The organism is Limnohabitans sp., from assembly GCF_038134685.1.
Lineage (GTDB): Bacteria > Pseudomonadota > Gammaproteobacteria > Burkholderiales > Burkholderiaceae_C > Limnohabitans_A.
The window spans coordinates 54,510-80,279 of record NZ_JAYPVP010000005.1; the positions used below are offsets into that span (position 1 = coordinate 54,510).

Sequence of the window (25,770 nt, forward strand, 5' to 3'; positions counted from 1 at the left end):
CTGCACAATCAGCATCAAGCCTCACCATTGTTGTCGACGAGAAGACCATGACCGATACCACCACCCCTGCCGTGAAACCCGAGCAACAGGCCCAGATCCTGGCCCAGGCCATGCCCTACATCCGCAAGTTCCACGGCAAGACCCTGGTCATCAAGTACGGTGGCAACGCCATGACCGACCCGGCCCTGCAGCAAGCTTTTGCCGAAGACGTGGTGCTGCTCAAGCTGGTGGGCATGAACCCGGTGGTGGTGCACGGCGGTGGCCCCCAGATCGAAAACGCCTTGAGCCGTCTGGGTAAAAAAGGCGAGTTTGTGCAAGGCATGCGTGTGACTGACGCCGAGACCATGGAAGTGGTCGAGTGGGTGCTGGGTGGCGAAGTGCAGCAGGACATTGTGGGCATGATCAACCGCGCAGGTGGCAAGGCTGTGGGTCTGACAGGCCGTGACGGTGCCATGATCCGTGCTCAAAAATTGCGCCTGATCGACGCACAGGACCCGAACAAGGAGCTGGATGTGGGCCAGGTGGGCGACATCGTCAGCATCGACCCGTCTATCCTCAAAGCACTGCAGGACGACGCCTTCATCCCGGTGGTCAGCCCCATCGGCTTCGGCGAGAACAACGAGAGCTACAACATCAATGCCGATGTGGTGGCTGCGAAGCTGGCCACCGTGCTGCAGGCCGAAAAACTGCTCATGCTGACCAACATCCGAGGCGTGCTCGACAAGGAGGGGCAGTTGCTGACAGAGCTGACGGCCAAACGTATCGATGAACTCTGTCAGGACGGCACCATCAGCGGGGGCATGATCCCCAAGATTGCAGGGGCACTCGACGCGGCCAAGAGTGGTGTCAATGCGGTCCACATCATCGACGGACGGGTGCCGCACGCCATGCTGCTTGAGGTTCTGTCCGAGCAGGCGTTTGGCACCATGATCCGTAGTCGCTGAAGCAGCACTATCACAATAAAACAAGGAGGAGCGCCAAATGTCAGAGCAGGAAATGAACGAAGGGCCGGGCGATGAGGCGCAAACACCCACGCGCAAGCGCCCACGTCCGGGCGAGCGTCGCTTGCAAATTCTGCAAACCCTGGCGGGCATGCTGGAGCAGCCTGGCGCCGAACGCGTGACCACGGCTGCGCTGGCTGCCCGCATTGGCGTGAGCGAAGCGGCCTTGTACCGCCACTTTGCGAGCAAGGCGCAAATGTTTGAGGCCTTGATCGACTTTGTCGAGCAATCCATCATGGGCTTGATCCGGCAGGTCACCGATCGCGAAAGCGAAGGGCCAACGCAAGCCAGCCGCATCGTGGCATTGCTGCTGCAGTTTGGCGAAAAAAACCCGGGCATGACCCGTGTCATGACGGGCGATGCCCTGGTGCATGAACACTCGCGTTTGCAAGAGCGCGTCAACCTGCTGTTCGACAAGATCGAATCGCAGCTGCGCCAAAGCCTGCGCAGCAGCGAAGGTGCCACGCCCACGGTGGACGCGCAGGTGACAGCTTCCTTGTTGGTGGCCTTCCTGATGGGGCGCTTGCAGCGGTATGCTCGCTCCGGTTTCAAGCGCTCGCCTTCCGAGCACCTGACGGCCTGTTTGGCGCGTCTGGTCTGAGCGCTGCGTTTTGCATCAAGGACAACTGTCATGAAATTGGTTCGCTATGGCCGCCCCGGCAAGGAAAAGCCCGGTCTCATCGACGCGCAGGGCAAGTTGCGCGACCTCAGTGGGGTGGTTGCCGACATTGGTCCCGAGCAACTGTCGGACAAAGCACTGGCGAAACTGGCCAAACTCAAGACGGATACTTTGCCGCTGGTGCGTGGTCGCCCGCGCATGGGCTGCCCCGTTGCACACATCGGCAAATTTTTGGCCATTGGCCTGAACTACGCCGACCATGCAGCCGAAGCCGGCATGCCTTTGCCCAAGGAACCCATCCTGTTCACCAAAGCCATCAGCTGTATTCAAGGCCCGGACGATGAGGTGATGCTCCCCAAGGGCTCCCAAAAAACCGATTGGGAAGTGGAGCTCGGTGTGGTCATTGGCCAACGGGCACGCTACGTGACGCAAAAAGACGCTCTGTCCCATGTGGCCGGTTATTGCGTGGTCAACGACCTGAGTGAGCGCGAATACCAGATCGAACGTGGCGGTACCTGGGACAAGGGCAAGGGCTGCGATACCTTTGGTCCTATCGGCCCTTGGTTGGTGACCCGCGACGAAGTGCCTAACCCACAAAACCTGAACCTCTGGCTGGACCTCAATGGTCAGCGCATGCAGACGGGTAACACCAAGACCATGGTTTTCAATGTGGCCAAGCTCATCAGCTATGTCAGCCAGTTTATGACCCTTGAACCTGGTGATGTTCTGACAACAGGTACACCTCCCGGGGTCGGCATGGGGGTCAAGAAAAACGGCCAGCCTGCGCCGGTCTACCTCAAGCGGGGCGATGTCATGACACTGGGCATTGAAGGCCTGGGTTCGCAGTCCCAGAAGGTGGTTGCGTTCAAGGCCTGATCAGGATTTACCCTTGTTTTGGCCCTCAAGGGCTAGGCTGTCCTCGGATTTTGTGCAAAATAGAACGGTCGTTCTATTTTGCGCCCCATGAATATTCACAAGCTCAAGCCCGTTTCCACGTCGACGCCTGAACCCGCGCGACGCGCCTTGCTCAAAGGACAGCAGACCAAAGCAGCCATCGTGGAGGCGGCCTTGGGGTTGGCCTCTCAGATCGGTCTGGAGGGCTTGTCCATAGGTGCGCTGGCCGAAATCACAGGCATGAGCAAGTCGGGGGTTTTTGCTCATTTTGGCTCGCGAGAAGAGCTGCAAATATCGGTGGTGCGCGAATACCACATGCGCTTTGAGCGGGAGATTTTTTACCCGGCTCTTGAAATGCCACGTGGTCTGCCACGCCTGCAGACCTTGTTTGACCGCTGGATGGTGCGCACCAGTGCAGAAATCGATTCGGGGTGTATTTACATCAGTGGCGCGGTTGAGTTCGATGACCGCAGCGGCCCGGTCCGGGATGCGCTGGTGGCATCGGTCAGCAGCTGGCAAGACGCTTTGCGCCGTGCGGTGAAGCTGGCGCAACAAGAGCACCAGCTGCAGTCCGAGGCTGACCCTGAGCAAATTGCTTTTGAAATTCACGGCTTGATTCTGGCGCTGCACTACGAAGCCCGGTTTCTTCGTCGCGCTGGCGCGCTTGGGCGTGCACGGCAGGGATTTGCCCGCCTCATCGAGCGCTACCGCCCCCTTTGATTGTCTGACCCTGTTGTTTCGGAGGAAAAACCATGGCCGTCTATACCCCGCCGCTGCGCGACATGCAGTTTGTGTTGCACGAGTTGCTGGATGTGTCCAAAGAACTGGGCGCGATGGCGCCCCATGCCGAGATGGATATCGACACCATCAACGCCGTGCTCGAAGAGGCAGGTAAATTCGCCTCTGAGGTGATCTTTCCGCTCAATATTTCGGGAGACACGCAGGGCTGCAAGCTCGATGCCCATACCCATGCCGTCCAAACGCCCGATGGCTTCAAGGCGGCGTACGAGCAATATGTCGCAGGCGGTTGGCCCTCGCTCAGCTGTGATCCGGCTTATGGTGGCCAGGGGTTGCCTTTTGTGGTCAACCAGTGTCTGTACGAGATGCTCAACTCGGCCAACCAGTCCTGGACCATGTACCCCGGTCTGAGCCACGGTGCTTACGAGTGTTTGCACGCGCACGGTACGCCCGAGCAACAAGCGACCTATCTGCCCAAGCTGACCAGTGGCGAGTGGACGGGCACCATGTGCCTGACCGAGCCTCACTGCGGCACCGATCTTGGGCTGCTGCGCTCCAAGGCTGAACCGCAGGCGGATGGCACTTACCGCATCAGCGGGCAGAAAATCTTCATCAGTGCGGGTGAGCATGATCTGGCCGCCAACATTGTGCATTTGGTTCTGGCCCGATTGCCCGATGCGCCCCCGGGCTCCAAAGGCATCAGCTTGTTTTTGGTGCCCAAATTCCATGTCAATGCCGACGGCTCAATTGGCCAGCGCAACGGTATTTACTGCGGCGGCCTGGAGCACAAGATGGGTATCCATGCCAACGCCACCTGCCAGATGATTCTGGATAACGCCGTAGGCACGCTGGTGGGGCAGCCCCACAAAGGTCTGGCCGCCATGTTTGTGATGATGAATGCGGCACGCTTGGGGGTGGGCAACCAATCGCTGGGCTTGACTGAAGTGGCGTACCAGAACGCGTTGGCTTATGCCAAAGACCGTGTGCAAATGCGTTCACTCACCGGCGTCAAGGCGCCTGCGCAGCCGGCGGATCCAATCATTGTTCACCCCGATGTACGGCGCATGCTTCTGACGGCCAAAGCCTACGCCGAAGGTGGCCGTGCACTGGCCTGCTACGCCAGCCTGTTGCTGGACAAGGAACAGCACCACCCGGATCCTGATGTGCGCGAAGAAAGTGCACAACTGCTGGCTTTGCTCACGCCCATCGTCAAGGCGTTCATCACTGATAACGGGTTTGATGCGGCGGTGCAATGTCAACAGGTGTATGGCGGCCATGGTTTCATCAAAGAGTGGGGCATGGAGCAGTTTGTACGTGATGCCCGTATCAACATGATTTACGAAGGCACCAACACCATCCAGTCGCTCGACTTGTTGGGCCGCAAGGTGCTGGGCAATAACGGCGCCACGCTCAAGTTGTTCGGCGCGCAAGTAGAAAGTTTTGTGCGCGCCAACATGGCCGATCCGCGCATGGCTGAATTTGTGCGCCCATTGGCCGAGTTGGGCCAAAAACTGACTCAGCTGACCGCCGAGGTCGGCTACAAAGGTTTGCGCAATGCCGACGAGGTGGGGGCTGCTGCAGTCGACTACTTGCGCGTGGCCGGGCACATGGTGCTGGGCTACTTTTGGGCACGCATGGCCCGTGTCGCTTTGGACAAAATGGCTCAAGCGCAAGCCGCAGCGCAAAAGCCTGACCCGCTGTACCTGGGCAAGGTACAAACTGCGCGGTTTTACTTTGCACGCCTGATGCCTGAAACTGCCAGCTTGATCCGCCGCATTCGTGCAGGCAGCGAGGTGCTCATGGACACCGATGCTGCTTTGTCATGATTTTTGGAGAACGATATGAAGTTGAAAATTGCAAGCATTCTGTTGCTGGCCCTGGTGTCCTCTGCGCAAGCCCAGATGAGTCCCTTGGGACTATGGCAAAGCATTGATGACGGCAACGGTCAGCCCAAGGCCGAGATCCTCATTGTGCAGGATGCCAATGGAGGGCTGACGGGCAAGGTGGAGCGCTCCTTGCTGACCACGCCTAACCCTGAGCCCAATTGCACTTTGTGTACCGATGACCGTAAGGGGCAGCCCAAAATTGGCATGGAGATCATCCGTGGCGGCAAGCAGACCGATGGCAAAGAGGTGTGGGAGGGAGGCAAGATTCTCGATCCCGAAAATGGCAAGGAGTACAGTCTGCGACTGACACCCATCGAGGGTGGACGCAAACTGGAGGTGCGTGGCTTCATCGGTGTGCCCTTGCTGGGGCGCACGCAGGTGTGGAACCGCATCCGTTGACTCATATTTTTGTAGAGCCCATGTCTGACATTCTTGAACACCGCGATGGCGGGGTCATGACCCTGACCTTGAACCGCCTGGATCGTAAAAACTCTATCACTGCCGCCATGTACGCTGCGCTGGCCGACGCTTTGGAGGTCGCTGCCCAGGACGCCCATGTGCGCACGGTGCTTATCCAGGGCCACGAGACGGTGTTTTGCGCAGGCAACGACATTGCAGACTTTCTGGAGCAACCGCCCGCTCATCAGGACGCGCCTGTGTTCCGTTTTTTGCGTGCCCTGGCGACATTGGAAAAGCCTTTGCTGGCTGCTGTGGCGGGTCCTGCAGTGGGCATTGGCACGACGCTGTTGCTGCATTGCGACCTGGTCTATGCGGGTGATAACGCCGCGTTTTCGATGCCTTTTGTGAATCTGGGTTTGTGTCCCGAGGCTGCCTCCAGCCTGTTGCTGCCGGCCATGTTTGGTCACCACCGTGCGGCCGAGGCCTTGCTTTTGGGTGAACCTTTCTTTGCTGAAGCGGCGATGGAGGTTGGCTTGGTCAACCGCGTGTTGCCACCCACAGAAGTCAATGCCTATGCGCAGGCGCAGGCCCGCAAGCTCTCGGCAAAGCCACTGTCGTCGTTGATGGTCACCAAGCGTTTGATGAAGCGTCACCAGCAAGCCCAGGTGCTGAGTGCCATGGCCGAAGAAGGTGAAGTGTTCGCTCGCATGTTGCGCGAGCCTGCTGCCAAAGAGGCTTTTGGCGCGTTCATGGAAAAGCGCAAGCCGGACTTTTCGGGCCTGTGACACGATGACATCCAAGAAAGCTTTGCCCCAGGCGTTTGAGCCTGAGTACCTGGATCTGTTTCGCGATATTTACGAAAACAAGATTGTGTTCAACAAACTGCTGGGGCTGAAACTGCACGATATCGATCCGCAGGGGCGGGTTCGTGCCAGCATCGACATGCGCCCCGAGCTGGTAGGACACTTTGCCTATAACCGCGTGCATGGTGGCGTGATCAGTGCAGCGTTGGATGCGATCGGCAGCGCTGCAGTCATGGCTGCGCTGGCGGCGCGGCACATGGATGAGCCTCCTGCAAAGCGCATCGAGCGCTTTGCCAAACTGGGCACTATCGATTTGCGGGTGGACTATTTGCGTCCCGGCATTGGTGAACACTTCACCATCCATGCCGAGTGCTTGCGTGTGGGTTCGCGCGTGGGCTCGGCACGCATGGAGTTTTGCGGGCCAGACGGCACGCTGATGTCCAGCGGGGCCGCTGCCTACATCGTCTCCTGATCAGCCCTTGGGGATGGGGCGGGGTTTGCCACTGTCATCAATGGCCACATAAGTCAGGGTGGCCTGGGTCACCTTGAGCGAGGCGTTGTCCTCGCGCAGACGCTCGGCAAACACCTGTACATCCACCGTGATCGAGGTGTTGCCCACACGGGTGATGTCTGCATAAAAACTCAGAATATCGCCCACGCGCACGGGTTGCTTGAAGATGAACTCGTTGACCGCGACGGTGGCGATGCGGCCGCGGACGCGCCTTGCCGGCAGCACGGCGCCAGCCAAGTCCACCTGGGCCATTACCCAACCGCCAAAAATGTCACCGTTGGCGTTGCAGTCGGCGGGCATGGGAATGACCTTGAGGACCAGTTCGTGGTCGGCAGGAATAGCACTGTCTTGCGAGCGAATGGATTCAGACATGGGCACAATCTCGGGTTGTTGTCAGAAGGATTGTCCACCATGCGTCACCACGGCGATCGCGCCCCCGCTCCACCCGGCCCCGCCACGGGCGATTGGCAAACCCTGGGACGTTTGCTGCCCTATTTTTGGGACTACAGGTGGCGCGTCTTGTTGGCGCTGGCCTGTATGGTTGGCGCCAAGCTGGCCAACGTGGGGGTGCCTTTGTTGCTCAAGCAGCTGGTAGATGCCATGAATCTCAAGCCCGGCGAGCCACAGACTTTGCTGGTGGTGCCTGTGGCGTTGCTGCTGGGCTATGGTGCGTTGCGGTTGATGACCTCGGTCATGACCGAGCTGCGCGATTTGGTGTTTGCCAAAGCCACGCAGGGTGCGGCCAAGCGCATCGCTTTGCAGACCTTTGAGCATTTGCATGGCATGTCGCTGCGCTTCCACCTGGCGCGGCAGACCGGCGGCATGACGCGCGATATTGAGCGTGGCGTGCGCGGTATTGAATCGTTGATTTCGTTTTCGCTTTACAGCATCGTGCCTACGCTCATCGAGGTGGTGCTGGTGTTGTCGATCCTGGCGGTGAAGTTTGATGTGTGGTTTGCACTGATCACACTGCTGGCGCTGGCCGTCTACATTGTGTTCACAGTCCGCATCACCGAGTGGCGCACACAGTTTCGGCGCCAAGCCAACGAGTTTGATTCGGCCGCCCACACCAAGGCAGTCGATTCCTTGCTGAACTTCGAGACGGTCAAGTATTTCGGCAACGAAGCCTATGAAGCTGGCCGCTACGCGCAAAGCCTGGACAGTCTGCGCGAAGCGCGACTGAAAGCGCAAACCACGCTGGCCTTGCTCAACGGCGGGCAGCAGTTGATCATTGCTGTGGCCCTGGTGGCCATGCTGTGGCGGGCCACGCAAGGTGTGGTCGACGGGCGCATGACCCTTGGCGATCTGGTCATGGTCAATGCTTTCATGATTCAGCTCTACATTCCGCTGAATTTTCTGGGCGTGATTTACCGCGAAATCAAGCAAAGCCTGACCGATCTGGATCGCATGTTTGTGCTCATGGACCGTGAGCGCGAAATCGCAGATGCGCCGGGTGCACCTGACCTCGTGCTGTCGCCACAGGTGAGCGTCGAATTTGACCATGTCAGCTTTGCTTATGAAGCCGACCGTCCGATCTTGCATGACATCAGCTTCACGATCCCGGCAGGAAAGACCGTGGCCGTGGTCGGGCCATCGGGCTCGGGCAAGTCCACTCTGGCGCGCCTGCTGTACCGCTTTTATGACGTGCAGCAGGGCGCGGTCAAACTGGCCGGGCAAGACATTCGCGCCGTGACACAAGCGAGCGTGCGCAGAGCCATTGGCATCGTGCCGCAAGACACGGTGCTGTTCAATGACACGGTGGCGTACAACATTGGCTATGGGCGCGCGGGTGCTTCGCGGCAAGAGGTCGAGGCGGCGGCGCGTGCAGCGCATATTCATGATTTCATTGCGAGCACGCCCAAGGGTTATGACACCATGGTGGGCGAGCGCGGACTCAAACTGTCGGGTGGCGAAAAGCAGCGTGTCGCGATTGCCCGCACCTTGCTCAAAGATCCACCGGTGTTGGTGTTTGATGAGGCGACCTCTGCGCTGGACTCGGCCAATGAGCGCGCCATACAGGCTGAGCTGGCACGTGCGGCGCGCAACAAGACGGCTTTGGTGATTGCGCACCGCCTGTCCACTGTCGCCGATGCGCACGAAATTCTGGTCATGGAAGCCGGTCGCATTGTCGAGCGTGGCACACACGCGCAGCTGTTGGCTTCTCAAGGGCGCTATGCGCGCATGTGGGCGCTGCAACAAAACGCAGAGGCGACATAATCGCACCATGGAAACCAAGTGGCTGGAAGACTTTGTCAGCCTGGCTGAGACGCGCAGCTTCAGCCGGTCGGCGCAGCTGCGCCATGTGACGCAGCCCGCATTTTCGCGTCGTATTCAAGCACTGGAAGCCTGGGCGGGCGCGGATCTCGTGGATCGCAGCTCCTACCCCACTCAGCTGACCCCGGCAGGGCAGACGCTCTACACCCAGGCGCTGGAGTTGTTGCAGTCGCTGCAAAACACGCGCGCCATGTTGCGCGGTCATGTGAGCGCAGGGCAGGATTTCATTGAGTTCGCAGTACCGCACACACTGGCCTTCACGTTTTTTCCGGCCTGGGTGGCGAGTTTGCGCGAACGCTTTGGCCCCATCAAAAGTCGCCTCATGGCCATGAATGTGCACGATGCAGCCATGCGACTGGTCGAGGGGGGCTGCGATGTGTTGGTGGCCTACCACCACCCCTCTCAACCGCTGCAGCTCGATCCACAGCGCTACGACATGGTGGTGCTGGGCCAGGAGCACATTGCGCCTTATGCGAAACCTTCCAGTGATGGCCCTTCTGTGTTTGCCTTTCCGGGTACGCCTGAGCGACCTGTGCCGTATCTGGGGTATGCCCCCGGCGCCTACTTGGGGGCAGTCACGGATGAGATCCTCAAAAAGTCGACGCTGCCGATTCACTTGAGTCGGGTGCACGAAACCGATATGGCCGAGGGCCTGAAGGTCATGGCGGTGGAGGGGCACGGCGTGGCCTTCTTGCCGCGCAGCGCGGTACGCAAGGAGTTGCAGGCGCGGGCACTGGTGCCAGTGGCCTTTCCGGGAGGCAGCTCGTTGGAGCTGACCATGGAGGTGCGTGCCTACCGTGCACGCCATGCGGCACATCTGCAAGGACCCAGCCACGCCCAGGATCTCTGGCAGTTCCTGATGGCTCAACCCGCTGAGGCCACCAGGCGCTGAGCCCTAGGGTACATCCCTAGAAAATGTCTGACTTGAAACTGACGTTTGCAGAGTAAGATCCCGGGCACGGTTTGTGCAAACCCCCTTGCGCAGCAAGAAGGTTGTGCCATAGTGGTGCACATCTGGTTGTCCAACCCGATTCAACTACCCGCCAAAGTGCGGATTTTTCAGGAGAAGTGGAAATGAAAAAACACGTGATTGCTGCTGCCTTGATGGCTATGACTGCAGTTGCCGCTCAGGCCGACACACTGGCCAAAGTCAAGAGCGCTGGTGCCATCACCATGGGCGTGCGTGATTCTTCTGGTGCCTTGTCTTACACCCTGGGCGATGGCAAGTACGCGGGCTTCCATGTTGAAATTTGCCAGCGCATCATTGCGAATGTGGAAAAAGCCGTCGGTCAGAAGCTGGAAGTGAAATACCAGTCCGTGACATCGCAGAACCGCATCCCGCTGGTGCAAAACGGCACTGTGGACATTGAATGCGGCTCGACCACCAACAATGCGGCTCGTCAGAAAGATGTTTCCTTTGTGAACACCACTTATGTGGAAGAGGTGCGTATTGCTGCACGCGCCAACAGCGGCATCACGTCCATCGCCAACCTGGCGGGCAAGAACGTCGCCACCACAACGGGCACCACCTCGGTGCAGTTGCTGCGCAAGCATGAGCGCGCCAATGGCGTTGACTTCAAGGAAATCTTCGGTAAAGACCACGCAGACAGCTTCCTGCTGCTCGAATCGGGTCGTGCCGATGCCTTTGTGATGGACGGCTCCATCCTGGCCGGCAATATTGCCAACAGCAAGAACCCTGCCGACTTCCGTATCGTTGGCGAAGTGCTCGCTGTCGAGCCTATTGCCATCATGGTGCGCAAGGATGACGCCGCATTCAAGAAGGTGGCTGACGACACGATTGCCGCCTTGGTCAAGAGCGGTGAAATGAACAAGCTTTGGGACAAGTGGTTCCTGCAGCCCATTCCTCCCAAGAACGTGAAGATCGGTCTGGCCCTGAGCGAAAGCACCAAGGCTGCCTGGGCCAACCTGAACGACAAGCCGGCTGAGGACTACGCCAAGAAGTAATGGACTTTGAGGGCGGCATTTCGTCGCTGCCCTTGATGGATCAAAACATCAAACCCCGCTGGTCAACGCTGGCGGGGCTTTTTTGTGTGGATGACAGGAGCAAGAGTCCATGACCTTGGATTGGCAGGTCTTCATGACCGATGACGGCAGTGGCCGTACCTATGGCGAGTGGATGCTCGAAGCCTGGCGTTGGACGCTGGCGGTCGCGGGCACATCCTGGGTGGTTGCCATGGTGCTGGGTGCGGTGATCGGCACCTTGCGTACTTTGCAGTCGAGCCCCTGGCTGGTGCGACTGGGGGATGCCTGGGTGGAGTTGTTTCGCAACATTCCGCTGCTGGTCCAGATTTTTCTTTGGTACTTCGTGGTGCCCAAAATCATCCCTGCCTTCCAGCAGGTGCCCGGCTTCACGCTGGTCGTGTTTGGCCTGGGGTTTTTCACCTCGGCGCGGATTGCCGAGCAGTTCAAGGCCGGCATTCAGGCGCTGCCGCGTGGCCAGCGTTATGCAGCCATGGCCATGGGCTTTACGACCTGGCAAAGCTATCGCTACGTGCTGCTGCCGATGGCCTTTCGCATTGTGTTGCCGCCGCTGACCAGTGAGTCGATGAACTTGCTCAAGAACTCTTCGGTAGCGTTTGCGGTGTCGATTTCGGAGCTCACCATGTTCGCCATGCAAGCGCAGGAGGAGACTTCGCGAGGTATTGAAATTTACCTAGCTGTGACGGCTTTGTACGTGGTGTCAGCGGTCGTGGTCAATCGGATCTTTGCTCTCATCGAGCGCAAGTTGCGGGTGCCAGGCCTGATTGTCGCTGGTGCCACAGGAGGCCATTGAAATGCTGGGCCTTGATTTTTCCTTTATCAGTCTGGATGTTCTGCAGAAGTTTGTCTGGGGCGGTCTGGTGTTCAGTGTGCAACTGACCATCGTCGCGACCTTGGGCGGTATCTTTTTCGGCACCTTGCTGGCCTTGATGCGACTGTCGGGCAAGCCTGTCTTGATGGGACCGGCAAGCTTCTATGTGAATGGCATGCGATCCATTCCCTTGGTCATGGTGATTCTGTGGTTTTATCTGCTGATGCCATTCGTGATCGGGCGACCCATTGGAGCAGAGCTGTCAGCCATCATCACCTTTGTGGCGTTTGAGGCGGCGTACTTCAGCGAGATCATGCGCGCAGGCATTCAGTCGATTCCACGTGGTCAGGTCTTTGCCGGTCAGGCTCTGGGCATGACTTATGCGCAGAACATGCGCCTGGTTGTGTTGCCGCAGGCCTTTCGCAACATGTTGCCGGTGCTGCTGACGCAAACCATCATCCTGTTTCAGGATACATCGCTGGTTTACGCCATTGGTGCTTATGACTTGCTCAAGGGTTTTACCAATGCGGGCAAGATTTATGGTCGCACTGAAGAAGCTTATTTGCTGGCAGCGGTGGTGTATTTTGTGATCTGTTTTGCCCTGTCCTGGGGCGTGAAGCGACTGCAGGCGAAGATCTCCATCGTCCGCTAAGAGGTGTTCAGAATGATTGAAATCAAAAACGTATCCAAATGGTACGGCCAGGTACAGGTGCTCAACGATTGCTCTGTTGCCGTCAACAAGGGCGATGTGGTGGTGGTGTGCGGCCCCTCGGGTTCGGGTAAATCCACCCTCATCAAAACGGTTAATGCGCTCGAGCCCTTTCAGAAGGGGGAGATCATCGTGGATGGTGTGCCGCTGCACGATCCAGCCACGGACTTGCCCAAGCTGCGTTCGCGCGTGGGCATGGTGTTTCAGAGCTTTGAGCTTTTCCCTCACCTGTCAGTGACCGAGAACCTGACCATTGCACAGGTCAAAGTGCTAGGGCGTAACCTTGATGACGCCAAGGCCCGGGGCCTCAAGATGTTGGACCGCGTAGGCCTGATGGCGCACAAGGATAAATTTCCGGGCCAGCTCTCGGGGGGGCAGCAGCAGCGCGTGGCGATTGCTCGTGCCCTGTCGATGGACCCGATGGTGATGCTGTTTGATGAGCCTACCTCGGCACTCGACCCTGAAATGGTGGGTGAAGTGCTCGACGTGATGGTGCAACTGGCCAACGAAGGCATGACCATGATGGTGGTGACCCATGAAATGGGTTTTGCACGCAAGGTGGCCAACCGCGTGATCTTTATCGACGTGGGTGGCCGTATTCTGGAAGACTGCTCTAAAGACGAGTTCTTCAACCACCCCGAAAACCGTCAGCCACGGACCAAGGACTTCCTGAGCAAAATCCTCGCGCATTGAGCCCGGTGAGGTTTGCGACAATACGGGCATGACGCAAGAAATCACCTTTACCCGCCCCGACGACTGGCACTTGCATGTGCGTGATGGGGCCGCCCTCAGCACCGTGGTGCCGCATACCGCCGCCCAGTTTGGGCGCGCCATCATCATGCCTAACCTCAAGCCGCCGGTCACCACCGCCGAGCAGGCTTTGGCGTACAAGGCGCGCATCCAGGCCGCTGTCCCCGCTGGCATGTCGTTTGAGCCTTTGATGACGCTTTACCTGACCGACAATCTGGCGCCAGCAGAAATCGCACGCGCCAAAGCAGCGGGCGTAGTCGCCTGCAAGCTCTACCCGGCGGGTGCCACCACCAACAGCGATGCAGGCGTGACCGACATCCGCAAGATTTACCCCGTGCTCGAAGCCATGCAGCGCGAAGGTGTGCTACTTTTGGTGCACGGTGAAGTCACCTCCAGTGATATCGACCTGTTCGACCGCGAGGCGGTATTCATCGAGCAACAGCTGATCCCGCTGCGTCGCGACTTTCCGGGCCTGAAAATCGTGATGGAGCACATCACCACGAAGGAGGCTGCACAGTACGTGGCCGAAGAAGACCTGAATCTGGGCGCAACCATTACCGCTCACCACTTGCTCTACAACCGCAATGCCATCTTCACCGGCGGCATCCGCCCACACTACTACTGCCTGCCCGTCTTGAAGCGCGAGACGCACCGCCAGGCGCTGGTGCAAGCGGCCATCAGCGGCAACGCGAAATTCTTTTTGGGCACCGACAGTGCACCGCACCCGGCGCACCTGAAAGAGCACGCCACCGGCTGTGCTGGTTGCTACACGGCGCACGCAGCCGTCGAGATGTATGCCGAAGCCTTTGACAACGCCGGTGCACTGGAAAAACTCGAAGCCTTTGCCAGCTTCCATGGCGCCGATTTTTATGGCTTGCCGCGCAACACCGGCACCATCACCCTTCGTCGTGAAAGCTGGACACCTGCCGAGTCCTTTGCTTTTGGCGAAGCCGAGCTCAAGCCTTTGCGCGCTGGCGAAGCGCTGCCTTGGCGCTTGGTGCAAGATTGAGCGCCAATACCGTCAAGCCTTTGTGTCGCGCAAGTGGTGCGCGCTGCATCGGTCTGGACCCCGCTGTGCTGGGCGTGGCGGACATTGACTGGACAGCGCCTTGGCTGGCTGACTGGCGTGCAATTGGGCGGCCTTTGGCGATGCGTATTGCGGCTGGGCAGCTACAGTTCCAGACCTTGAGCGACGCCAGCCTTGCGCCTGTGCGTTTTGTGGCGCAAACCGAGTTGCCTGCGGGCGTGGCCTATGAGGCTTTCATTCGTGACACCGCACAAGTGCCTACCAGAGATGGGCTGCACGACTTCTTTAACGCGCTGTGCTGGATGCATTTCCCCCAAACCAAGCTCCAACTCAATCGCTTGCAGGCCGCAGAAATTGCCCGTGATGGGGTGCAAGGCCGGCGTGGCCCGGTGCGCGATGCCATCACGGTGTTCGATGAAAACGCAGTGCTGATTCAGGCACCAGATGTGGTGTGGGAGGCTTTGAGCAAGCACCACTGGCATGAGGCCTTCGTGCAGCTGCGTTCGCTGTGGCAAGAGGTGCGCCTTTGGGTGTTTGGCCATGCTGCACTCGAAAAGCTGGTTCGCCCTTACAAGTCCATCACCGCGCACCTGTGGCGCGTGCCTTTGTCGGTCACCGCCAATGAGCTCGACGCCTGGCTGGTGCAGGACCTGAGCCGCGAAAAACTGGCTACCAAACCTTTCAGTCCCTTGCCCTTGCTGGGCGTGCCAGGTTGGTGGGCGGCCAATGAAGAGGCCGGTTTTTACGCAGATGCAGAGGTGTTTCGCCCTCGGCGCAAACCCATTGCGACGCCCCTTTGAGCGCGCATTAACCCCGAAACTTTCGGGAAATCTTGAGGGTGCGTTGAATTTGCGGGCGCTGTAGCGCATATTTCACATACCGCGCTTGTGGCGCGATGCTTAACAAGGGTAAAACATGAAAAGAATTTTGTTGTTTGTGATGACCAACCTGGCCGTGGTGTTGGTGCTCGGTGTGGTGGCCAGCTTGCTGGGTGTGAACCGCTACCTGACGGCCAATGGCCTGAACCTGGGCGCCTTGCTGGGCTTTGCCTTGGTGATGGGCTTTGGTGGCGCCATCATTTCGCTGCTGATCAGCAAGCCGATGGCCAAGTGGTCAGCTGGTGTGCAGATCATCGAGCAGCCGCGCAACCAGGATGAAGCCTGGATTGTGGACACGGTGCGCAAGTTTGCAGACAAGGCCGGCATCGGCATGCCTGAAGTCGGCATCTTTGAAGGCGATCCCAATGCTTTTGCGACAGGCGCTTTCCGCGATTCGGCCCTGGTGGCTGTGTCCACAGGGTTGCTGCGCAACATGACCCGTGAAGAGGTCGAGGCGGTGATTGGCCACGAGGTGGCCCACATCGCCAACGGTGACATGGTGACCATGACACTGATTCAGGGCGTGATGAACACTTTTGTGGTGTTCCTGTCGCGTGTGATCGGCTATGCAGTCGACAGCTTTCTACGCAAGAACGACGAAGAAAGCAGTGGTCCGGGCATCGGCTACTTTGTCACCACTATCGTTCTGGATATTTTGTTGGGCTTTGTGGCCGCCATCATCGTCGCCTGGTTCAGCCGTCAGCGTGAATTCCGTGCGGATGCAGGCGCTGCGGAGCTGATGGGCCGCAAGCAGCCCATGATCAACGCTTTGGCGCGTTTGGGTGGTTTGCACAGCGCCGAGCTGCCCAAAACCGTGGCCGCCATGGGCATTGCGGGCGGCATCGGTCAACTGTTCTCAACTCACCCGCCCATTGAAGAGCGTATCAACGCTTTGCAGGCGCTTTGATGTTCATCGTTTTCTGCCGGCTCAGCCCGGCAGAAAACCTTCAATCGACAGGTAGCGCTCGCCGGTATCGTAGTTAAAGCCAAGCACGGTGGCACCGACAGGCAAGTCCGGCAGTTTTTGGGCCATGGCGGCCAGCGTGGCACCGGACGAAATGCCCACCAGCAAACCTTCTTCTCGGGCCGAGCGACGAGCGTACTCTCGCGCTGCTTCGGCGTCCACCTGGATCACGCCATCGAGCAAGGATGTATCCAGATTGCGCGGCACAAAGCCTGCGCCAATGCCTTGAATCGGGTGAGGTGCAGGCGCGCCGCCCGAGATCACGGGAGATGCCGCGGGCTCCACCGCAAACACCTTGAGCTGCGGAAATTTCGCCTTCAATACTTTGGCAGTGCCCGACAGGTGACCGCCTGTACCTACGCCGGTGATGAGCACGTCAATGCCTTCGGGGAAGTCTGCCAGGATCTCTTGCGCAGTGGTGCGCACATGTACGTCCACATTGGCCGGATTTTCAAACTGTTGGGGCATCCAGCTGCCCGGCGTGGAGGCCAGCAACTCTTCGGCACGGGCAATGGCCCCCTTCATGCCTTTTTCGCGCGGGGTCAGGTCGAAGCTGGCACCATAGGCCAACATCAAGCGGCGGCGCTCCACGCTCATGCTGTCAGGCATGACCAAAATGAGTTTGTAGCCCTTGACGGCGGCGACCATGGCCAACCCAATGCCTGTGTTGCCCGATGTGGGCTCGATGATCGTGCCGCCAGGCTGCAGCAGACCTTTGCGCTCGGCGTCTTCGACCATGGCCAGTGCAATGCGGTCCTTGACCGAGCCGCCGGGGTTGCTGCGCTCGGATTTGATCCAGACATTCGCATCCGCGCCAAACAGTCGGTTGATGCGGATATGCGGCGTATGGCCGATGGTCTCAAGAATGGTCTGTGCTTTCATGGTGAGCTCCTGCAGGATCAATCAATGCAGGGCATTGTGCGCCATCCTTTAGATGTGCTGGGGCATGAAGGTATGGCCTGCGGTGATAATGGCGGGGTGGAGCTTTCCAGACCGCCGCTGGTGCATGTGCCGAAAGGCCGCACTGGAGGAACGTCCGGACTGCACAGGACAGCGTAGGAGGTAACACCTCTCCACCGAAAGCCGCAAGGTATAAGGTGCGGATCAGAGCAACAGAGACGAGCCGCTTGAGTGCGGGTGAAACGGGCAATCTCTACGCGCAGCAATACCAAGTAGGCCAACGTTGATGTGGTTCCGCAGAGTTGGCGGGTAGGTAGCACCGAGCCGGGCGGGTAACCCCCGGCCCAGATTAATGGCGGTCACACAGCGGGCAACCGCTGTGCACAGAATCCGGCTTATCGGAAAGCTCCACACTTTTCCTGACTGCCCCTCCAAAAAATCGCAGACGTAAAAAAGCCCACGCACAGGTGGGCTTGGAGCGTGTTCGCGCAGGGATCAGCTGCGTGAAGTCAGCAGAGAGCCAGCCAGCGCAAACACCGAATTGGGCGCGTTGACCTTGACGGCTTGTAGCGTCTTGGGACGGGCGAAAACGCCGCGGCGCGTGCTACTGGTCTGGGCAGGAACTTCGACTTTGACGCCCTTGTTGCGCTGCTCGGCCACCAGCTGGCGCAGGCTGATCGATTGCAGGTGAGCGAGCATTTTTTCGTTCAGACCCGCCCACAGCTCATGGCGCATCCAGGTGCTGGACTCGATGCCTTCTTCCTGTTCCGGTGCATCCACGGCAGCGACGATGTCGGCCATGGTGATTTTTTCGGCATTGCGCGCCAGCGAGTAGCCACCGCCAGGACCACGGGTGCTTTCGACCAGCTCGGCTTGGCGCAGTTTGCTGAAGAGCTGCTCCAGATAAGACAGCGAAATCTGATGACGGGCGCTGATGGCGGCCAAGGCCACAGGGCCATGGTCTTCGCGCAACGCCACATCAATCATGGCGGTCACGGCAAATCGGCTTTTGGTGCTCAAACGCATGGTGGTCTCCTTTGCTGCGTTCAGTCTCCGCGCTACAAGCCGCGGGGGACCGTCAGGTGCACCACCCGAGCGGGCAGTACGACTGGTTGATGTTTCATTGTCTCAGACAGAACCACAAATAAGGTTAATCGGGTGTAAATCAAGATGAAATTGCGATGAAGTCCTAAAACTTTTCGCCAAACTTCATCAACCGCCAGCTCCCTGTTGTGAGTGGGTGCAAACTTTTCTGCCCAATCCGCTGGCGGCGCAACTGCCAAGTACCGTTGGGCAGGCTTGCGGCGATGGCGGTGAGCCAGCCGGGGGCTTCGGGCGAGGGGGTGATGATGCGCAGGCTGCCGCGCTCTGTTTGGCGCTGGCTGATGCTGCAGCGCACCTGCCAGTTTTGCAGCTTGGTGAGCGTGCTGTCCAGTGCGGTGATGGGCACAGACAGCATCCATTCAGCTTCCAGAGGGCGTTGGCGGTCGGTAAAGCGTTGAAGCACGATGGGGTCGTTGCTCCAGACCTCCAGGCCAGAGACGGGACCCTCAGGCAGGGGGAACAAGGGCGCGTACTTCCGCAAAGTCGGGGGCAAAACGGGGGCATCGCTGTCGTTTTGGACGGTGGGCCAGGAGTGAGGGGCGGGCACGTTGGCCAGCACAGTCCAGCGTGCCAGGACGGGCGATGGCCGCTGCCGGGCCTGTATGCATACGCTGTCTGCTTGCACGCGGCGAGCCGGGTCCGTGACCACCTCGCCATCGACCTGTACCGAGCCGGAGGTGATCCACGCTTCGGCTTGGCTACGCGAGCAGTGTTGCAGTGCCGCCACCACTTTGGACAGACGAATGCCTGCTTCGGATGATGCGGTGTTCATGCCTGCAAGGTCTCGCGGATATGGTCCACATGGGCTTGCAATGAGCGCGCGGCCACCGGCCACAGCCTTGGCGGGACATCGGCATAGGCATGCTCAACCCATTGCTGGAGTGTGCCGTGGGGCATGGCTTGCATGGCAGCGGCAATCTTGGCCTCGCGCTTGAGGCGGTGCGCCTTGAGCTGGGTGATGGCTTGTCGGGCATGGCCCAGCACATGGCCGTGGGCGGGCAGGATGAACTCGATGCCATCGTGCTCGCACGCCGCGGCGAGCATATCCAGCGAGTTGAGGTAGTCGCCCATATGGCCGTCTGGCGGATCGATCACGGTGGTGCTGCCGTTGAGAACATGGTCTCCCGAGAACAATAAACCGTCTTCTTCCAGCACCAGACACAGATGATTGGCCGCGTGGCCAGGGGTGTGCATGACCCGCAGGGTGTGCGTCACGCCTGCACGCTCCAGCACCAGGCGCTCGCCGTCCTGCAGTTCACGCTCAGGTGTGAATTGGCTATGGGCACGTGCCGAGGGGCGCGAAGCCAGACCGAGAATGGGGGGGGGACTGTCGCACATCAGCTGTAATGGCTTGGCCCCGGGTGAGTGGTCCGGGTGTGAATGGGTGCACACAATGAAGCGAATGTTTCCGCCCGCAGCACGCCACAGACGCTCCAGGTGTTCAGCATCAGCTGGGCCAGGGTCGATGGCAATGAAGCCGGTATGTGGATCGCCCACCAGATAGCTGTTGGTGCCAGGGCCGGTCATCACGCCGGGGTTGGGTGCAGTCAGGCGCTGTACGTTTTTGAGCAGGGACACCGGCTGCTGGTTTTGCCAGTCCAAGTGGTGCAACAGCTGGCCGTCCGGGCAAACCAGGGCCAGCTCACCAAAAGGAGGCTCATGTTCCATGTAGCGCACTTCCTGCCCGGCCAGCCAGCCCGCGCGAGGGCAGCTGGTCCACAGGGGCTCTTCGGTGGCGGCGCAGGCAGCCAGCACTTCATCCACCGTTTGCCACGTGACCAGGCGCTCCAGCGTGCGGATGGTTGGGAAGATGATGAAAAACTGCCCTGCCTCGTGCCGGGCCAACGCGTCTGAGGGTCGCACCCAGACGGGCTCGAACTGCTCGAATTCATCGGCCACCGGTGTTTGGCCTTCGGGCATGCGTGCCACCAAAAAGGGCACATTGAAGCGACGCGGCAAGTCGCGGTCGGTGATCCAGTGGGCCAGCACAAACACCTGGTCTGCAGCCAGTTGCAGCCCTCTGGCCTCGCATTGCGCGGCAAAGGGCGCCTTGCGGTTCAGCGCGGCAATGTCGCTGGTGTCGGCCCAGCGGCCATCGGCATGGCGGGCCAGCAAAATACCCAGCTCTTCAAAACTCTCGCGAATCGCGGCAATGGCTTCGGTCAGGTGGGCATCACTTTGGCTGCTGCGTCGCGATGCCAGGGCATGTGACTGCGCATCTGCTGCATCAACGCCGCCTCCCGGAAAGACAAAAGCACCCGGAGCAAAGCTGGCCGTCGTGGATCTGCGAGTCATCAGGACTTCCAGCCCATGCGAGCCGTCGCGCAGCAGCAAAACAGTCGCTGCCTCGCGCAATGGGGCAGGTGTGTGTGCAGGGTGCAAGAGTTGAGAGCTTCTAACCATGCGCCATTATGGTCTGCACAAGAGATAATGCCTGCTATGCGCATTCGCTTTACCAAAATGCAGGGTGCGGGCAACGACTTTGTTGTGCTCGATGAAACCCAGGGCCGTCTGAACTTGTCCACGGCCCAATACCGTTTTTTGGCTGACCGGCACTTTGGTGTCGGGGCTGACCAGATCCTGAGCGTTCGGCCCTCGCCTGCGCCGGGGCTGGACTTTGAATATGTGATTCACAACGCTGATGGTGGCGAAGTCGAGCATTGCGGTAATGGTGCACGCTGCTTTGTGCGTTTTGTGCGCGACCAGGGCCTGACCGACAAACGCACCGTGCGTGTGAAGGTGCAAAAGGGCGAAATTGAACTGACCATGAACGCCGATGGCCGTGTGACCGTGGACATGGGGGCGCCCGTTTTCGAGCTGCCGCAGGTGCCTTTTAACCCTGCGGGTTTGAACTGCGTTGAAGTCAATGGCTGGCCGGTGTTTGACTTGCCTCTGGGTACGCAAGGCACGGCTCGCGTGGGTGTGGTGTCCATGGGCAACCCGCATGCGGTGCAGCGTGTCGACAACGTGGATATGGCTCCCGTGCTCACGCAAGGTCCGCTGATCGAGAACCACCCGGCATTCCCCAAGCGGGTGAATGCGGGCTTCATGCAAATTGTTTCGCGCAGCCAGATTCGCTTGCGCGTGTACGAACGTGGTTCGGGCGAGACCCTGGCCTGCGGCACGGGCGCTTGCGCTGCGGTGGTGGCGGGTATTCGTCAGGGCTGGCTGGACGCCAAGGTCGATGTACAGACCCACGGCGGCATGCTCACCATCGAGTGGGCGGGCCAGCCGGACAGCGCAGTGTTGATGACCGGCCCGGCCACCCCTGTGTTCCAGGGCGAAATTGATATTCCAGAACTTTGAAGGCTGACCCATGAGCGACGCGCCAATGTCCCCCATCACCGAAAACGATATTGCCGATTACCTGGCGAACACGCCAGACTTTTTTGAGCGCCACGCAGACTTGCTCGCCAGTGTGCAACTGACGCATCCGCAAAGCCAGCGGGCCGTCAGTCTGCAAGAGCGTCAAGCGATCATGCTGCGCGAAAAAATCAAGGGGCTGGAGCATCGCATCATGGACATGATTCGGCATGGGCACGAAAACATGGTGTTGACGGACAAGCTGCACCGCTGGGCTTGCGAGTTGATGGTCACGCCCAAGGAGCAATTGGTGGCGTCGGCTCTGGACAACATTGAGCAGCTCTTCCAGGTGCCACAAGCGGCTTTGCGCGTCTGGGATGTGGCGCCGTCCTGGGCGAGTGAAAACTATGCCCAGGGTGTGACCGATTCGGTCAAGGAGCAGGCCCAGTCGCTGGATACGCCCTATGTGGGGCCTAACACGGGTTTTGAGGCTGTACAGTGGCTGCCTCACCCGGAGCAGGCCGCTTCGGTGGCGCTGATGGCCGTGCGTCGCGCACCAGGCCAAGCTGCTTTCGGTGTGCTGGTTCTGGCTTCGCCGGATGCGCAGCGCTTCAATGCGCAAATGGGCACGGATTTGCTGGAGCGGCTGGCGCAGCTGGCTGGTGCGGGCTTGTCGGTGTTGCAGGCCGACTGACCATGAGCGCTGCACCGTTGCAGCACAACCTGACGCCCCTGGCTGGCGATCCTTGGGTGGCTCGCTATCTGGACCATGTTCGCTTCGAGAAACGCTTGGCCCAGCGTACCTGCGCGCTTTACACCCAGGATTTGGAGCGTTTGCAAGCTTGGGCTGGAGAGGCCGAGGTGGATGTGACGCAGGTGCTATCGCACCATGTGCGCGGCTGGGTTGTGCGCATGCACAGCCAGGGCCGCAGCCCACGCGGTATTGCGCTGATTTTGTCGGGCTGGCGCGGCTTTTATGACTGGCTCGCCCGTGAGGGCGCGGTGCCCGCCAATCCGGTGCAAGGCGTGCGCGCCCCAAAGGCGGCCAAACCCTTGCCCAAAGCGCTGGGGGTGGATGATGCGGTGGCATTGGCCGAGCACGACAGCGGGGCCGATGACCCTTGGTTGCAGGTGCGAGATGTTGCGATGGTGGAGTTGCTCTATGGCTGTGGCTTGCGGGTGGGTGAGCTTACGGGGCTGGATGTAGTGGCCAGCACGCAGGCCCTGCAGGCCGGGCGCGGCTGGATTGATCTGCAGACCGCCGAGGTACAGGTGCAGGGTAAGGGGGGTAAACGTCGAACAGTGCCTTTGGGCGCGCAGGCTCTTCAGGCGCTGCAGCAATGGCTGCCCATCCGTATGCAGTTGACGGGCATGCTCGACCAGCCTGTTCCCATGGCGAGTAGTGCGTCGCTGGCGCTGTTTGTGGGGCAGCGTGGGACGCGGTTGACGGCGCAATCGGTCTGGCAGCGGCTACGCCGGCGCAGCCTGATGGCAGGCTTGGCCACGCCAGTGCATCCGCACATGCTGCGGCACTCGTTTGCCAGCCATCTGCTGCAGTCCAGCGGCGATTTGCGCGCGGTGCAGGAGTTGCTGGGCCACGCCAACATCAGCACCACGCAGGTGTACACACGTCTGGACTTTCAGCACTTGGCCAAAGCCTACGACGCGGCCCACCCCAGGGCAAAACGCAAACCCTGACCGGTCACTTCTTGCTGCGCAGCTTGACGATGCCCAGCATGTCCATGACCATTTTTTCGTAATAGGGTTCGGACGTACCTTTTTGCATTTTGCGCAGGAAGTACTTCTCGAATGCAACCTTGGCCAGGTGGACCCACTTGCCCTCGCCAAACCAGCTGACGTTACGGGGCGGGATTTGGGGCAGGGCCACGAAGGCGGCGCCGGTGTCGCCAAAGTCAGCCAGACACACGGTGTTCCAGGTGGCTTTGTGGCTGGGTTCTTTGCCGTCGAGCATTTCGCGGATGTTGTGGGCAGTAGCGGTCACCATGGACTCGATCATGTAGCCGGTCTTGGGGGTGCCGCAAGGAATCGGTGTGGGCTCCACAGGCGGAATGGCCACGCACACACCCACGCTGAAGATGTTGTGGAACTTGGGGTTGCGCTGGTGCTCATCAATGGTGATGAAGCCCCGTGGGTTGGTCAGGCCTTCGATGCCGAACACGGCATCCACCCCCTTGAAAGCGGGCAGCATCATGGAGTGCTTGAAGGGTAGCTCATGCTCACGTTTGGGGTTACCCATGTCGTCGTGCTCGGTGACGTACATCTTGCCGTTTTCAATTTTGGTGGTCTTGGCGTTGCAGATCCACTTGATGTGGCGATCACGCATGGCCGCTTCAAGCAGGCCTTTGGAGTCACCCACACCACCCAGGCCGAGGTGACCAATGTAGGGCTCGGAGGTCACGAAGGTCATGGGCACTTTGTCGCGGATCTTGCGCTTGCGCAGGTCGGTGTCCATGATGAAAGCGTATTCGTAGGCAGGACCGAAGCACGAAGCGCCCTGCACCGCGCCGACCACGATAGGGCCGGGATCGGCGACAAATCTGTCCCAGTTGAGCTGGGCCGTTTCGGCGTGGCTGACGTGGCAGATGGATTGGGTATGGCCGTCAGGACCCAAGCCAGGGATTTCGTCGAAAGCGAGTTTGGGGCCGGTGGCAATGACCAGATAGTCGTAATTGACCACAGTGCCATCCAGCAACTCGATTTTGTTCTGATCAGGATGCACGCGTTTGGCGGCCTGGGTAATGGCTTTGATGCCTTTGCGACCGAGTGCGGGCTCGATGTCCATTTCAATGTCTTTGCGCTTGCGCCAGTTCACGGCCACCCAGGGGTTGGAGGGCACAAAGTGGAAGCGGGGAGAGTCGCTGATCACGGTCACCGTGTCGCCCGGGCGAGCTGCTGCTTTCATCTCATAGGCCATGGGCATGCCGCCAATGCCGGCGCCCAGAATCACGATATGTGCCATGCTTTCTCCTCGTTGGAAATGTCTTGAACGAAAACATCGTACCGCATACCCCGGGGGTATGTAATCGCGGATACTCCTTGGTTCTGAAAGATTTTTTTGCGACCTGAATCGGAGCTTACATGGCACTCATCCCCGCCACCATCCTGACCGGCTTTCTGGGCTCGGGCAAGACCACGCTGCTCAAGCGTGTGCTTTCCGAAGCTCACGGCATGAAGATTGCCGTCATTGAAAACGAGTTCGGTGAGGAGAACATTGATACCGACATTCTGGTCTCCGAGACCAACGAGCAGATCATCCAGATGAGCAATGGTTGCGTGTGTTGCACCATCCGCGAAGACCTGCGTGCCACGCTGCAGTTGCTGGCAGCCAAACGCCGCAAGGGTCTGCTGTCGTTTGACCGTGTGGTGATCGAGACCACAGGTCTGGCCGACCCGGGCCCGGTGGCGCAAACCTTTTTCATGGATGATGAAATTGCCGAGACGTTCATGCTGGATTCTGTGCTGACACTGGTAGATGCCGTGCACGCTCAGCAGCAGCTGACCGACCGTGTCGAGGCTCAGCGTCAGGTGGGTTTCGCGGACCAGATGTTCATCAGCAAGGCGGATTTGGTGTCCTCCGAGGCGCTGGAAGTTTTGCAGCACCGTCTCAAGCACATGAATCCTCGCGCGCCGCAAAAGGTGGTGCATTTTGGAGAGGTGCCGCTCAAGGAGGTGTTTGACCTGCGCGGCTTTAACCTGAACGCCAAGCTCGACATCGATCCGGACTTCTTGAACGCAGGCGATCATGATCATGTGCATGACGAGCATTGCGGCCATGACCACGATCATGAGCATGTGCACGATGAGCATTGTGGTCACGAACACCACCATGACCACGAACACGGCGAGCACTGCAACCACCCGCACCATCATCACCATGATGACGACGTCAAGAGTTTTGTGTTCAAGACCGAACGTCCGTTCGATCCGGCCAAGCTGGAAGACTTTTTGGGGGCTATCGTCAATATCTATGGCCCGCGCATGCTGCGCTACAAGGGGGTGCTTTACATGAAGGGCACCGAGCGCAAAGTCATCTTCCAGGGCGTGCACCAGCTCATGGGCAGTGACCTGGGGCCGTTGTGGACCGATAACGAAACCAAAATAAGCAAAATGGTGTTCATTGGAATCGATTTGCCTAAAGATATTCTGATTCAGGGGCTGGAGCAAAGCCTGGTCTGAT

At 59.4% G+C, this 25,770-nt stretch carries 27 protein-coding genes and 1 other RNA gene; 22 read left to right on the forward strand and 6 right to left on the reverse strand.

Going from position 1 to position 25,770, the window contains the following annotated elements:
- Positions 1 to 47: 47 nt before the first annotated feature.
- From argB to AAFM15_RS03605, 8 genes are all read left to right on the forward strand, one after another.
- The gene (gene argB / locus AAFM15_RS03570; RefSeq protein WP_341685325.1) at positions 48 to 944 is read left to right on the forward strand and encodes an acetylglutamate kinase; all 897 of its coding nucleotides are present in this window, start codon (positions 48 to 50) and stop codon (positions 942 to 944) included.
- 37 nt (positions 945 to 981) lie between these two features.
- Positions 982 to 1,602, forward strand: a complete 621-nt coding sequence (gene slmA / locus AAFM15_RS03575; RefSeq protein ID WP_341685326.1) for a nucleoid occlusion factor SlmA — start codon at positions 982 to 984, stop codon at positions 1,600 to 1,602.
- Between the two features lie 30 nt (positions 1,603 to 1,632).
- Entirely contained in the window at positions 1,633 to 2,496 is an 864-nt protein-coding gene (locus AAFM15_RS03580) for a fumarylacetoacetate hydrolase family protein (RefSeq protein WP_341685327.1), read from the forward strand.
- Between the two features lie 87 nt (positions 2,497 to 2,583).
- Entirely contained in the window at positions 2,584 to 3,234 is a 651-nt protein-coding gene (locus AAFM15_RS03585) for a TetR/AcrR family transcriptional regulator (RefSeq protein WP_341685328.1), read from the forward strand.
- A gap of 32 nt (positions 3,235 to 3,266) precedes the next feature.
- Positions 3,267 to 5,078, forward strand: a complete 1,812-nt coding sequence (locus AAFM15_RS03590) for an acyl-CoA dehydrogenase C-terminal domain-containing protein (protein ID WP_341685329.1) — start codon at positions 3,267 to 3,269, stop codon at positions 5,076 to 5,078.
- A 15-nt stretch (positions 5,079 to 5,093) separates the two neighbouring features.
- Positions 5,094 to 5,537, forward strand: coding sequence for a DUF2147 domain-containing protein (locus tag AAFM15_RS03595; RefSeq protein WP_341685330.1), 444 nt, complete (start codon positions 5,094 to 5,096; stop codon positions 5,535 to 5,537).
- Positions 5,538 to 5,557: 20 nt separating this feature from the next.
- Positions 5,558 to 6,322 carry an enoyl-CoA hydratase gene (locus AAFM15_RS03600; protein ID WP_341685331.1) on the forward strand — a complete coding sequence of 255 codons (765 nt, stop codon included), beginning with the start codon at positions 5,558 to 5,560 and terminating at the stop codon, positions 6,320 to 6,322.
- 4 nt (positions 6,323 to 6,326) lie between these two features.
- The gene (locus AAFM15_RS03605) at positions 6,327 to 6,812 is read left to right on the forward strand and encodes a thioesterase family protein (RefSeq protein WP_341685332.1); all 486 of its coding nucleotides are present in this window, start codon (positions 6,327 to 6,329) and stop codon (positions 6,810 to 6,812) included.
- On the opposite strand, the gene AAFM15_RS03610 is transcribed toward AAFM15_RS03605, so the two are convergent.
- On the reverse strand, positions 6,813 to 7,223 hold the full coding sequence (locus AAFM15_RS03610; protein WP_341685333.1) for an acyl-CoA thioesterase: 411 nt from the start codon (positions 7,221 to 7,223) through the stop codon (positions 6,813 to 6,815). It lies immediately after the preceding gene.
- Between the two features lie 39 nt (positions 7,224 to 7,262).
- Between AAFM15_RS03610 and AAFM15_RS03615 the strand changes: the two genes are divergently transcribed.
- The 9 genes from AAFM15_RS03615 to htpX all read left to right on the forward strand — a co-directional run bounded on the left by AAFM15_RS03615 (position 7,263) and on the right by htpX (position 16,208).
- Complete coding sequence (locus tag AAFM15_RS03615) at positions 7,263 to 9,068, forward strand: ABC transporter ATP-binding protein/permease (protein ID WP_341685334.1); 1,806 nt, start codon at positions 7,263 to 7,265, stop codon at positions 9,066 to 9,068.
- 7 nt (positions 9,069 to 9,075) lie between these two features.
- Positions 9,076 to 10,017, forward strand: coding sequence for a LysR family transcriptional regulator (locus AAFM15_RS03620; protein WP_341685335.1), 942 nt, complete (start codon positions 9,076 to 9,078; stop codon positions 10,015 to 10,017).
- A gap of 182 nt (positions 10,018 to 10,199) precedes the next feature.
- A complete protein-coding gene (locus AAFM15_RS03625) occupies positions 10,200 to 11,090 on the forward strand; it encodes a transporter substrate-binding domain-containing protein (RefSeq protein ID WP_341685336.1) in 891 nt (296 codons plus the stop codon).
- Positions 11,091 to 11,199: 109 nt separating this feature from the next.
- Positions 11,200 to 11,919, forward strand: a complete 720-nt coding sequence (locus tag AAFM15_RS03630) for an amino acid ABC transporter permease (protein WP_341685337.1) — start codon at positions 11,200 to 11,202, stop codon at positions 11,917 to 11,919.
- Position 11,920: 1 nt separating this feature from the next.
- Positions 11,921 to 12,589, forward strand: a complete 669-nt coding sequence (locus AAFM15_RS03635) for an amino acid ABC transporter permease (protein ID WP_341685338.1) — start codon at positions 11,921 to 11,923, stop codon at positions 12,587 to 12,589.
- 12 nt (positions 12,590 to 12,601) lie between these two features.
- Positions 12,602 to 13,339 (forward strand): amino acid ABC transporter ATP-binding protein, encoded by a 738-nt coding sequence (locus AAFM15_RS03640; RefSeq protein WP_341685339.1) that lies wholly within the window; start codon positions 12,602 to 12,604, stop codon positions 13,337 to 13,339.
- 28 nt (positions 13,340 to 13,367) lie between these two features.
- The gene (gene pyrC, locus AAFM15_RS03645; protein ID WP_341685340.1) at positions 13,368 to 14,405 is read left to right on the forward strand and encodes a dihydroorotase; all 1,038 of its coding nucleotides are present in this window, start codon (positions 13,368 to 13,370) and stop codon (positions 14,403 to 14,405) included.
- Positions 14,402 to 15,223 (forward strand): DUF3025 domain-containing protein, encoded by an 822-nt coding sequence (locus AAFM15_RS03650; protein ID WP_341685341.1) that lies wholly within the window; start codon positions 14,402 to 14,404, stop codon positions 15,221 to 15,223. Before pyrC ends, AAFM15_RS03650 begins: the two co-directional genes overlap by 4 nt.
- Positions 15,224 to 15,338: 115 nt before the next feature.
- Positions 15,339 to 16,208 carry a protease HtpX gene (gene htpX / locus AAFM15_RS03655; protein WP_341685342.1) on the forward strand — a complete coding sequence of 290 codons (870 nt, stop codon included), beginning with the start codon at positions 15,339 to 15,341 and terminating at the stop codon, positions 16,206 to 16,208.
- Positions 16,209 to 16,229: 21 nt separating this feature from the next.
- Here htpX and cysK read toward each other — a convergent pair whose 3' ends face one another.
- On the reverse strand, positions 16,230 to 17,147 hold the full coding sequence (gene cysK, locus AAFM15_RS03660) for a cysteine synthase A (protein WP_341685343.1): 918 nt from the start codon (positions 17,145 to 17,147) through the stop codon (positions 16,230 to 16,232).
- A gap of 98 nt (positions 17,148 to 17,245) precedes the next feature.
- On the opposite strand from cysK, the gene rnpB reads away from it, so the two are divergent.
- An RNA gene (gene rnpB / locus AAFM15_RS03665) (RNase P RNA component class A) lies at positions 17,246 to 17,579 on the forward strand.
- Positions 17,580 to 17,660: 81 nt separating this feature from the next.
- On the opposite strand, the gene AAFM15_RS03670 is transcribed toward rnpB, so the two are convergent.
- The 3 genes from AAFM15_RS03670 to AAFM15_RS03680 form a co-directional block, all read right to left on the reverse strand.
- Positions 17,661 to 18,191 carry an Rrf2 family transcriptional regulator gene (locus tag AAFM15_RS03670; protein WP_341685344.1) on the reverse strand — a complete coding sequence of 177 codons (531 nt, stop codon included), beginning with the start codon at positions 18,189 to 18,191 and terminating at the stop codon, positions 17,661 to 17,663.
- A 163-nt stretch (positions 18,192 to 18,354) separates the two neighbouring features.
- Positions 18,355 to 19,041, reverse strand: a complete 687-nt coding sequence (locus AAFM15_RS03675) for a S4 domain-containing protein (protein ID WP_341685345.1) — start codon at positions 19,039 to 19,041, stop codon at positions 18,355 to 18,357.
- Positions 19,038 to 20,672 (reverse strand): MBL fold metallo-hydrolase, encoded by a 1,635-nt coding sequence (locus AAFM15_RS03680; RefSeq protein WP_341685346.1) that lies wholly within the window; start codon positions 20,670 to 20,672, stop codon positions 19,038 to 19,040. Before AAFM15_RS03680 ends, AAFM15_RS03675 begins: the two co-directional genes overlap by 4 nt.
- Positions 20,673 to 20,708: 36 nt before the next feature.
- On the opposite strand from AAFM15_RS03680, the gene dapF reads away from it, so the two are divergent.
- Genes dapF through AAFM15_RS03695 form a run of 3 tightly spaced genes read left to right on the forward strand, consistent with a single transcriptional unit; the run spans position 20,709 to position 23,270 of the window.
- Positions 20,709 to 21,575 carry a diaminopimelate epimerase gene (dapF, locus tag AAFM15_RS03685; RefSeq protein ID WP_341685347.1) on the forward strand — a complete coding sequence of 289 codons (867 nt, stop codon included), beginning with the start codon at positions 20,709 to 20,711 and terminating at the stop codon, positions 21,573 to 21,575.
- Between the two features lie 10 nt (positions 21,576 to 21,585).
- Complete coding sequence (locus AAFM15_RS03690; RefSeq protein WP_341685348.1) at positions 21,586 to 22,266, forward strand: DUF484 family protein; 681 nt, start codon at positions 21,586 to 21,588, stop codon at positions 22,264 to 22,266.
- A 2-nt stretch (positions 22,267 to 22,268) separates the two neighbouring features.
- Complete coding sequence (locus AAFM15_RS03695) at positions 22,269 to 23,270, forward strand: tyrosine recombinase XerC (protein WP_341685349.1); 1,002 nt, start codon at positions 22,269 to 22,271, stop codon at positions 23,268 to 23,270.
- 4 nt (positions 23,271 to 23,274) lie between these two features.
- Here AAFM15_RS03695 and AAFM15_RS03700 read toward each other — a convergent pair whose 3' ends face one another.
- On the reverse strand, positions 23,275 to 24,552 hold the full coding sequence (locus tag AAFM15_RS03700) for an FAD/NAD(P)-binding oxidoreductase (protein WP_341685350.1): 1,278 nt from the start codon (positions 24,550 to 24,552) through the stop codon (positions 23,275 to 23,277).
- A 119-nt stretch (positions 24,553 to 24,671) separates the two neighbouring features.
- On the opposite strand from AAFM15_RS03700, the gene AAFM15_RS03705 reads away from it, so the two are divergent.
- Positions 24,672 to 25,769: a GTP-binding protein gene (locus tag AAFM15_RS03705; RefSeq protein ID WP_341685351.1), complete on the forward strand. Its 1,098-nt coding sequence runs from the start codon at positions 24,672 to 24,674 to the stop codon at positions 25,767 to 25,769.
- The last annotated feature ends 1 nt before the right edge of the window (position 25,770 follow it).

Excerpts from the sequence above, each read along its gene's own strand:
- argB (WP_341685325.1), top strand. The coding sequence starts at position 48 with ATGACCGATACCACCACCCCTGCCGTGAAACCCGAGCAACAGGCCCAG.
- slmA (WP_341685326.1), top strand. The coding sequence starts at position 982 with ATGTCAGAGCAGGAAATGAACGAAGGGCCGGGCGATGAGGCGCAAACA.
- AAFM15_RS03580 (WP_341685327.1), top strand. The coding sequence starts at position 1,633 with ATGAAATTGGTTCGCTATGGCCGCCCCGGCAAGGAAAAGCCCGGTCTC.
- AAFM15_RS03585 (WP_341685328.1), top strand. The coding sequence starts at position 2,584 with ATGAATATTCACAAGCTCAAGCCCGTTTCCACGTCGACGCCTGAACCC.
- AAFM15_RS03590 (WP_341685329.1), top strand. The coding sequence starts at position 3,267 with ATGGCCGTCTATACCCCGCCGCTGCGCGACATGCAGTTTGTGTTGCAC.
- AAFM15_RS03595 (WP_341685330.1), top strand. The coding sequence starts at position 5,094 with ATGAAGTTGAAAATTGCAAGCATTCTGTTGCTGGCCCTGGTGTCCTCT.
- AAFM15_RS03600 (WP_341685331.1), top strand. The coding sequence starts at position 5,558 with ATGTCTGACATTCTTGAACACCGCGATGGCGGGGTCATGACCCTGACC.
- AAFM15_RS03605 (WP_341685332.1), top strand. The coding sequence starts at position 6,327 with ATGACATCCAAGAAAGCTTTGCCCCAGGCGTTTGAGCCTGAGTACCTG.
- AAFM15_RS03610 (WP_341685333.1), bottom strand. The coding sequence starts at position 7,223 with ATGTCTGAATCCATTCGCTCGCAAGACAGTGCTATTCCTGCCGACCAC.
- AAFM15_RS03615 (WP_341685334.1), top strand. The coding sequence starts at position 7,263 with ATGCGTCACCACGGCGATCGCGCCCCCGCTCCACCCGGCCCCGCCACG.
- AAFM15_RS03620 (WP_341685335.1), top strand. The coding sequence starts at position 9,076 with ATGGAAACCAAGTGGCTGGAAGACTTTGTCAGCCTGGCTGAGACGCGC.
- AAFM15_RS03625 (WP_341685336.1), top strand. The coding sequence starts at position 10,200 with ATGAAAAAACACGTGATTGCTGCTGCCTTGATGGCTATGACTGCAGTT.
- AAFM15_RS03630 (WP_341685337.1), top strand. The coding sequence starts at position 11,200 with ATGACCTTGGATTGGCAGGTCTTCATGACCGATGACGGCAGTGGCCGT.
- AAFM15_RS03635 (WP_341685338.1), top strand. The coding sequence starts at position 11,921 with ATGCTGGGCCTTGATTTTTCCTTTATCAGTCTGGATGTTCTGCAGAAG.
- AAFM15_RS03640 (WP_341685339.1), top strand. The coding sequence starts at position 12,602 with ATGATTGAAATCAAAAACGTATCCAAATGGTACGGCCAGGTACAGGTG.
- pyrC (WP_341685340.1), top strand. The coding sequence starts at position 13,368 with ATGACGCAAGAAATCACCTTTACCCGCCCCGACGACTGGCACTTGCAT.
- htpX (WP_341685342.1), top strand. The coding sequence starts at position 15,339 with ATGAAAAGAATTTTGTTGTTTGTGATGACCAACCTGGCCGTGGTGTTG.
- cysK (WP_341685343.1), bottom strand. The coding sequence starts at position 17,147 with ATGAAAGCACAGACCATTCTTGAGACCATCGGCCATACGCCGCATATC.
- AAFM15_RS03670 (WP_341685344.1), bottom strand. The coding sequence starts at position 18,191 with ATGCGTTTGAGCACCAAAAGCCGATTTGCCGTGACCGCCATGATTGAT.
- AAFM15_RS03675 (WP_341685345.1), bottom strand. The coding sequence starts at position 19,041 with ATGAACACCGCATCATCCGAAGCAGGCATTCGTCTGTCCAAAGTGGTG.
- AAFM15_RS03680 (WP_341685346.1), bottom strand. The coding sequence starts at position 20,672 with ATGGTTAGAAGCTCTCAACTCTTGCACCCTGCACACACACCTGCCCCA.
- dapF (WP_341685347.1), top strand. The coding sequence starts at position 20,709 with ATGCGCATTCGCTTTACCAAAATGCAGGGTGCGGGCAACGACTTTGTT.
- AAFM15_RS03690 (WP_341685348.1), top strand. The coding sequence starts at position 21,586 with ATGAGCGACGCGCCAATGTCCCCCATCACCGAAAACGATATTGCCGAT.
- AAFM15_RS03695 (WP_341685349.1), top strand. The coding sequence starts at position 22,269 with ATGAGCGCTGCACCGTTGCAGCACAACCTGACGCCCCTGGCTGGCGAT.
- AAFM15_RS03700 (WP_341685350.1), bottom strand. The coding sequence starts at position 24,552 with ATGGCACATATCGTGATTCTGGGCGCCGGCATTGGCGGCATGCCCATG.
- AAFM15_RS03705 (WP_341685351.1), top strand. The coding sequence starts at position 24,672 with ATGGCACTCATCCCCGCCACCATCCTGACCGGCTTTCTGGGCTCGGGC.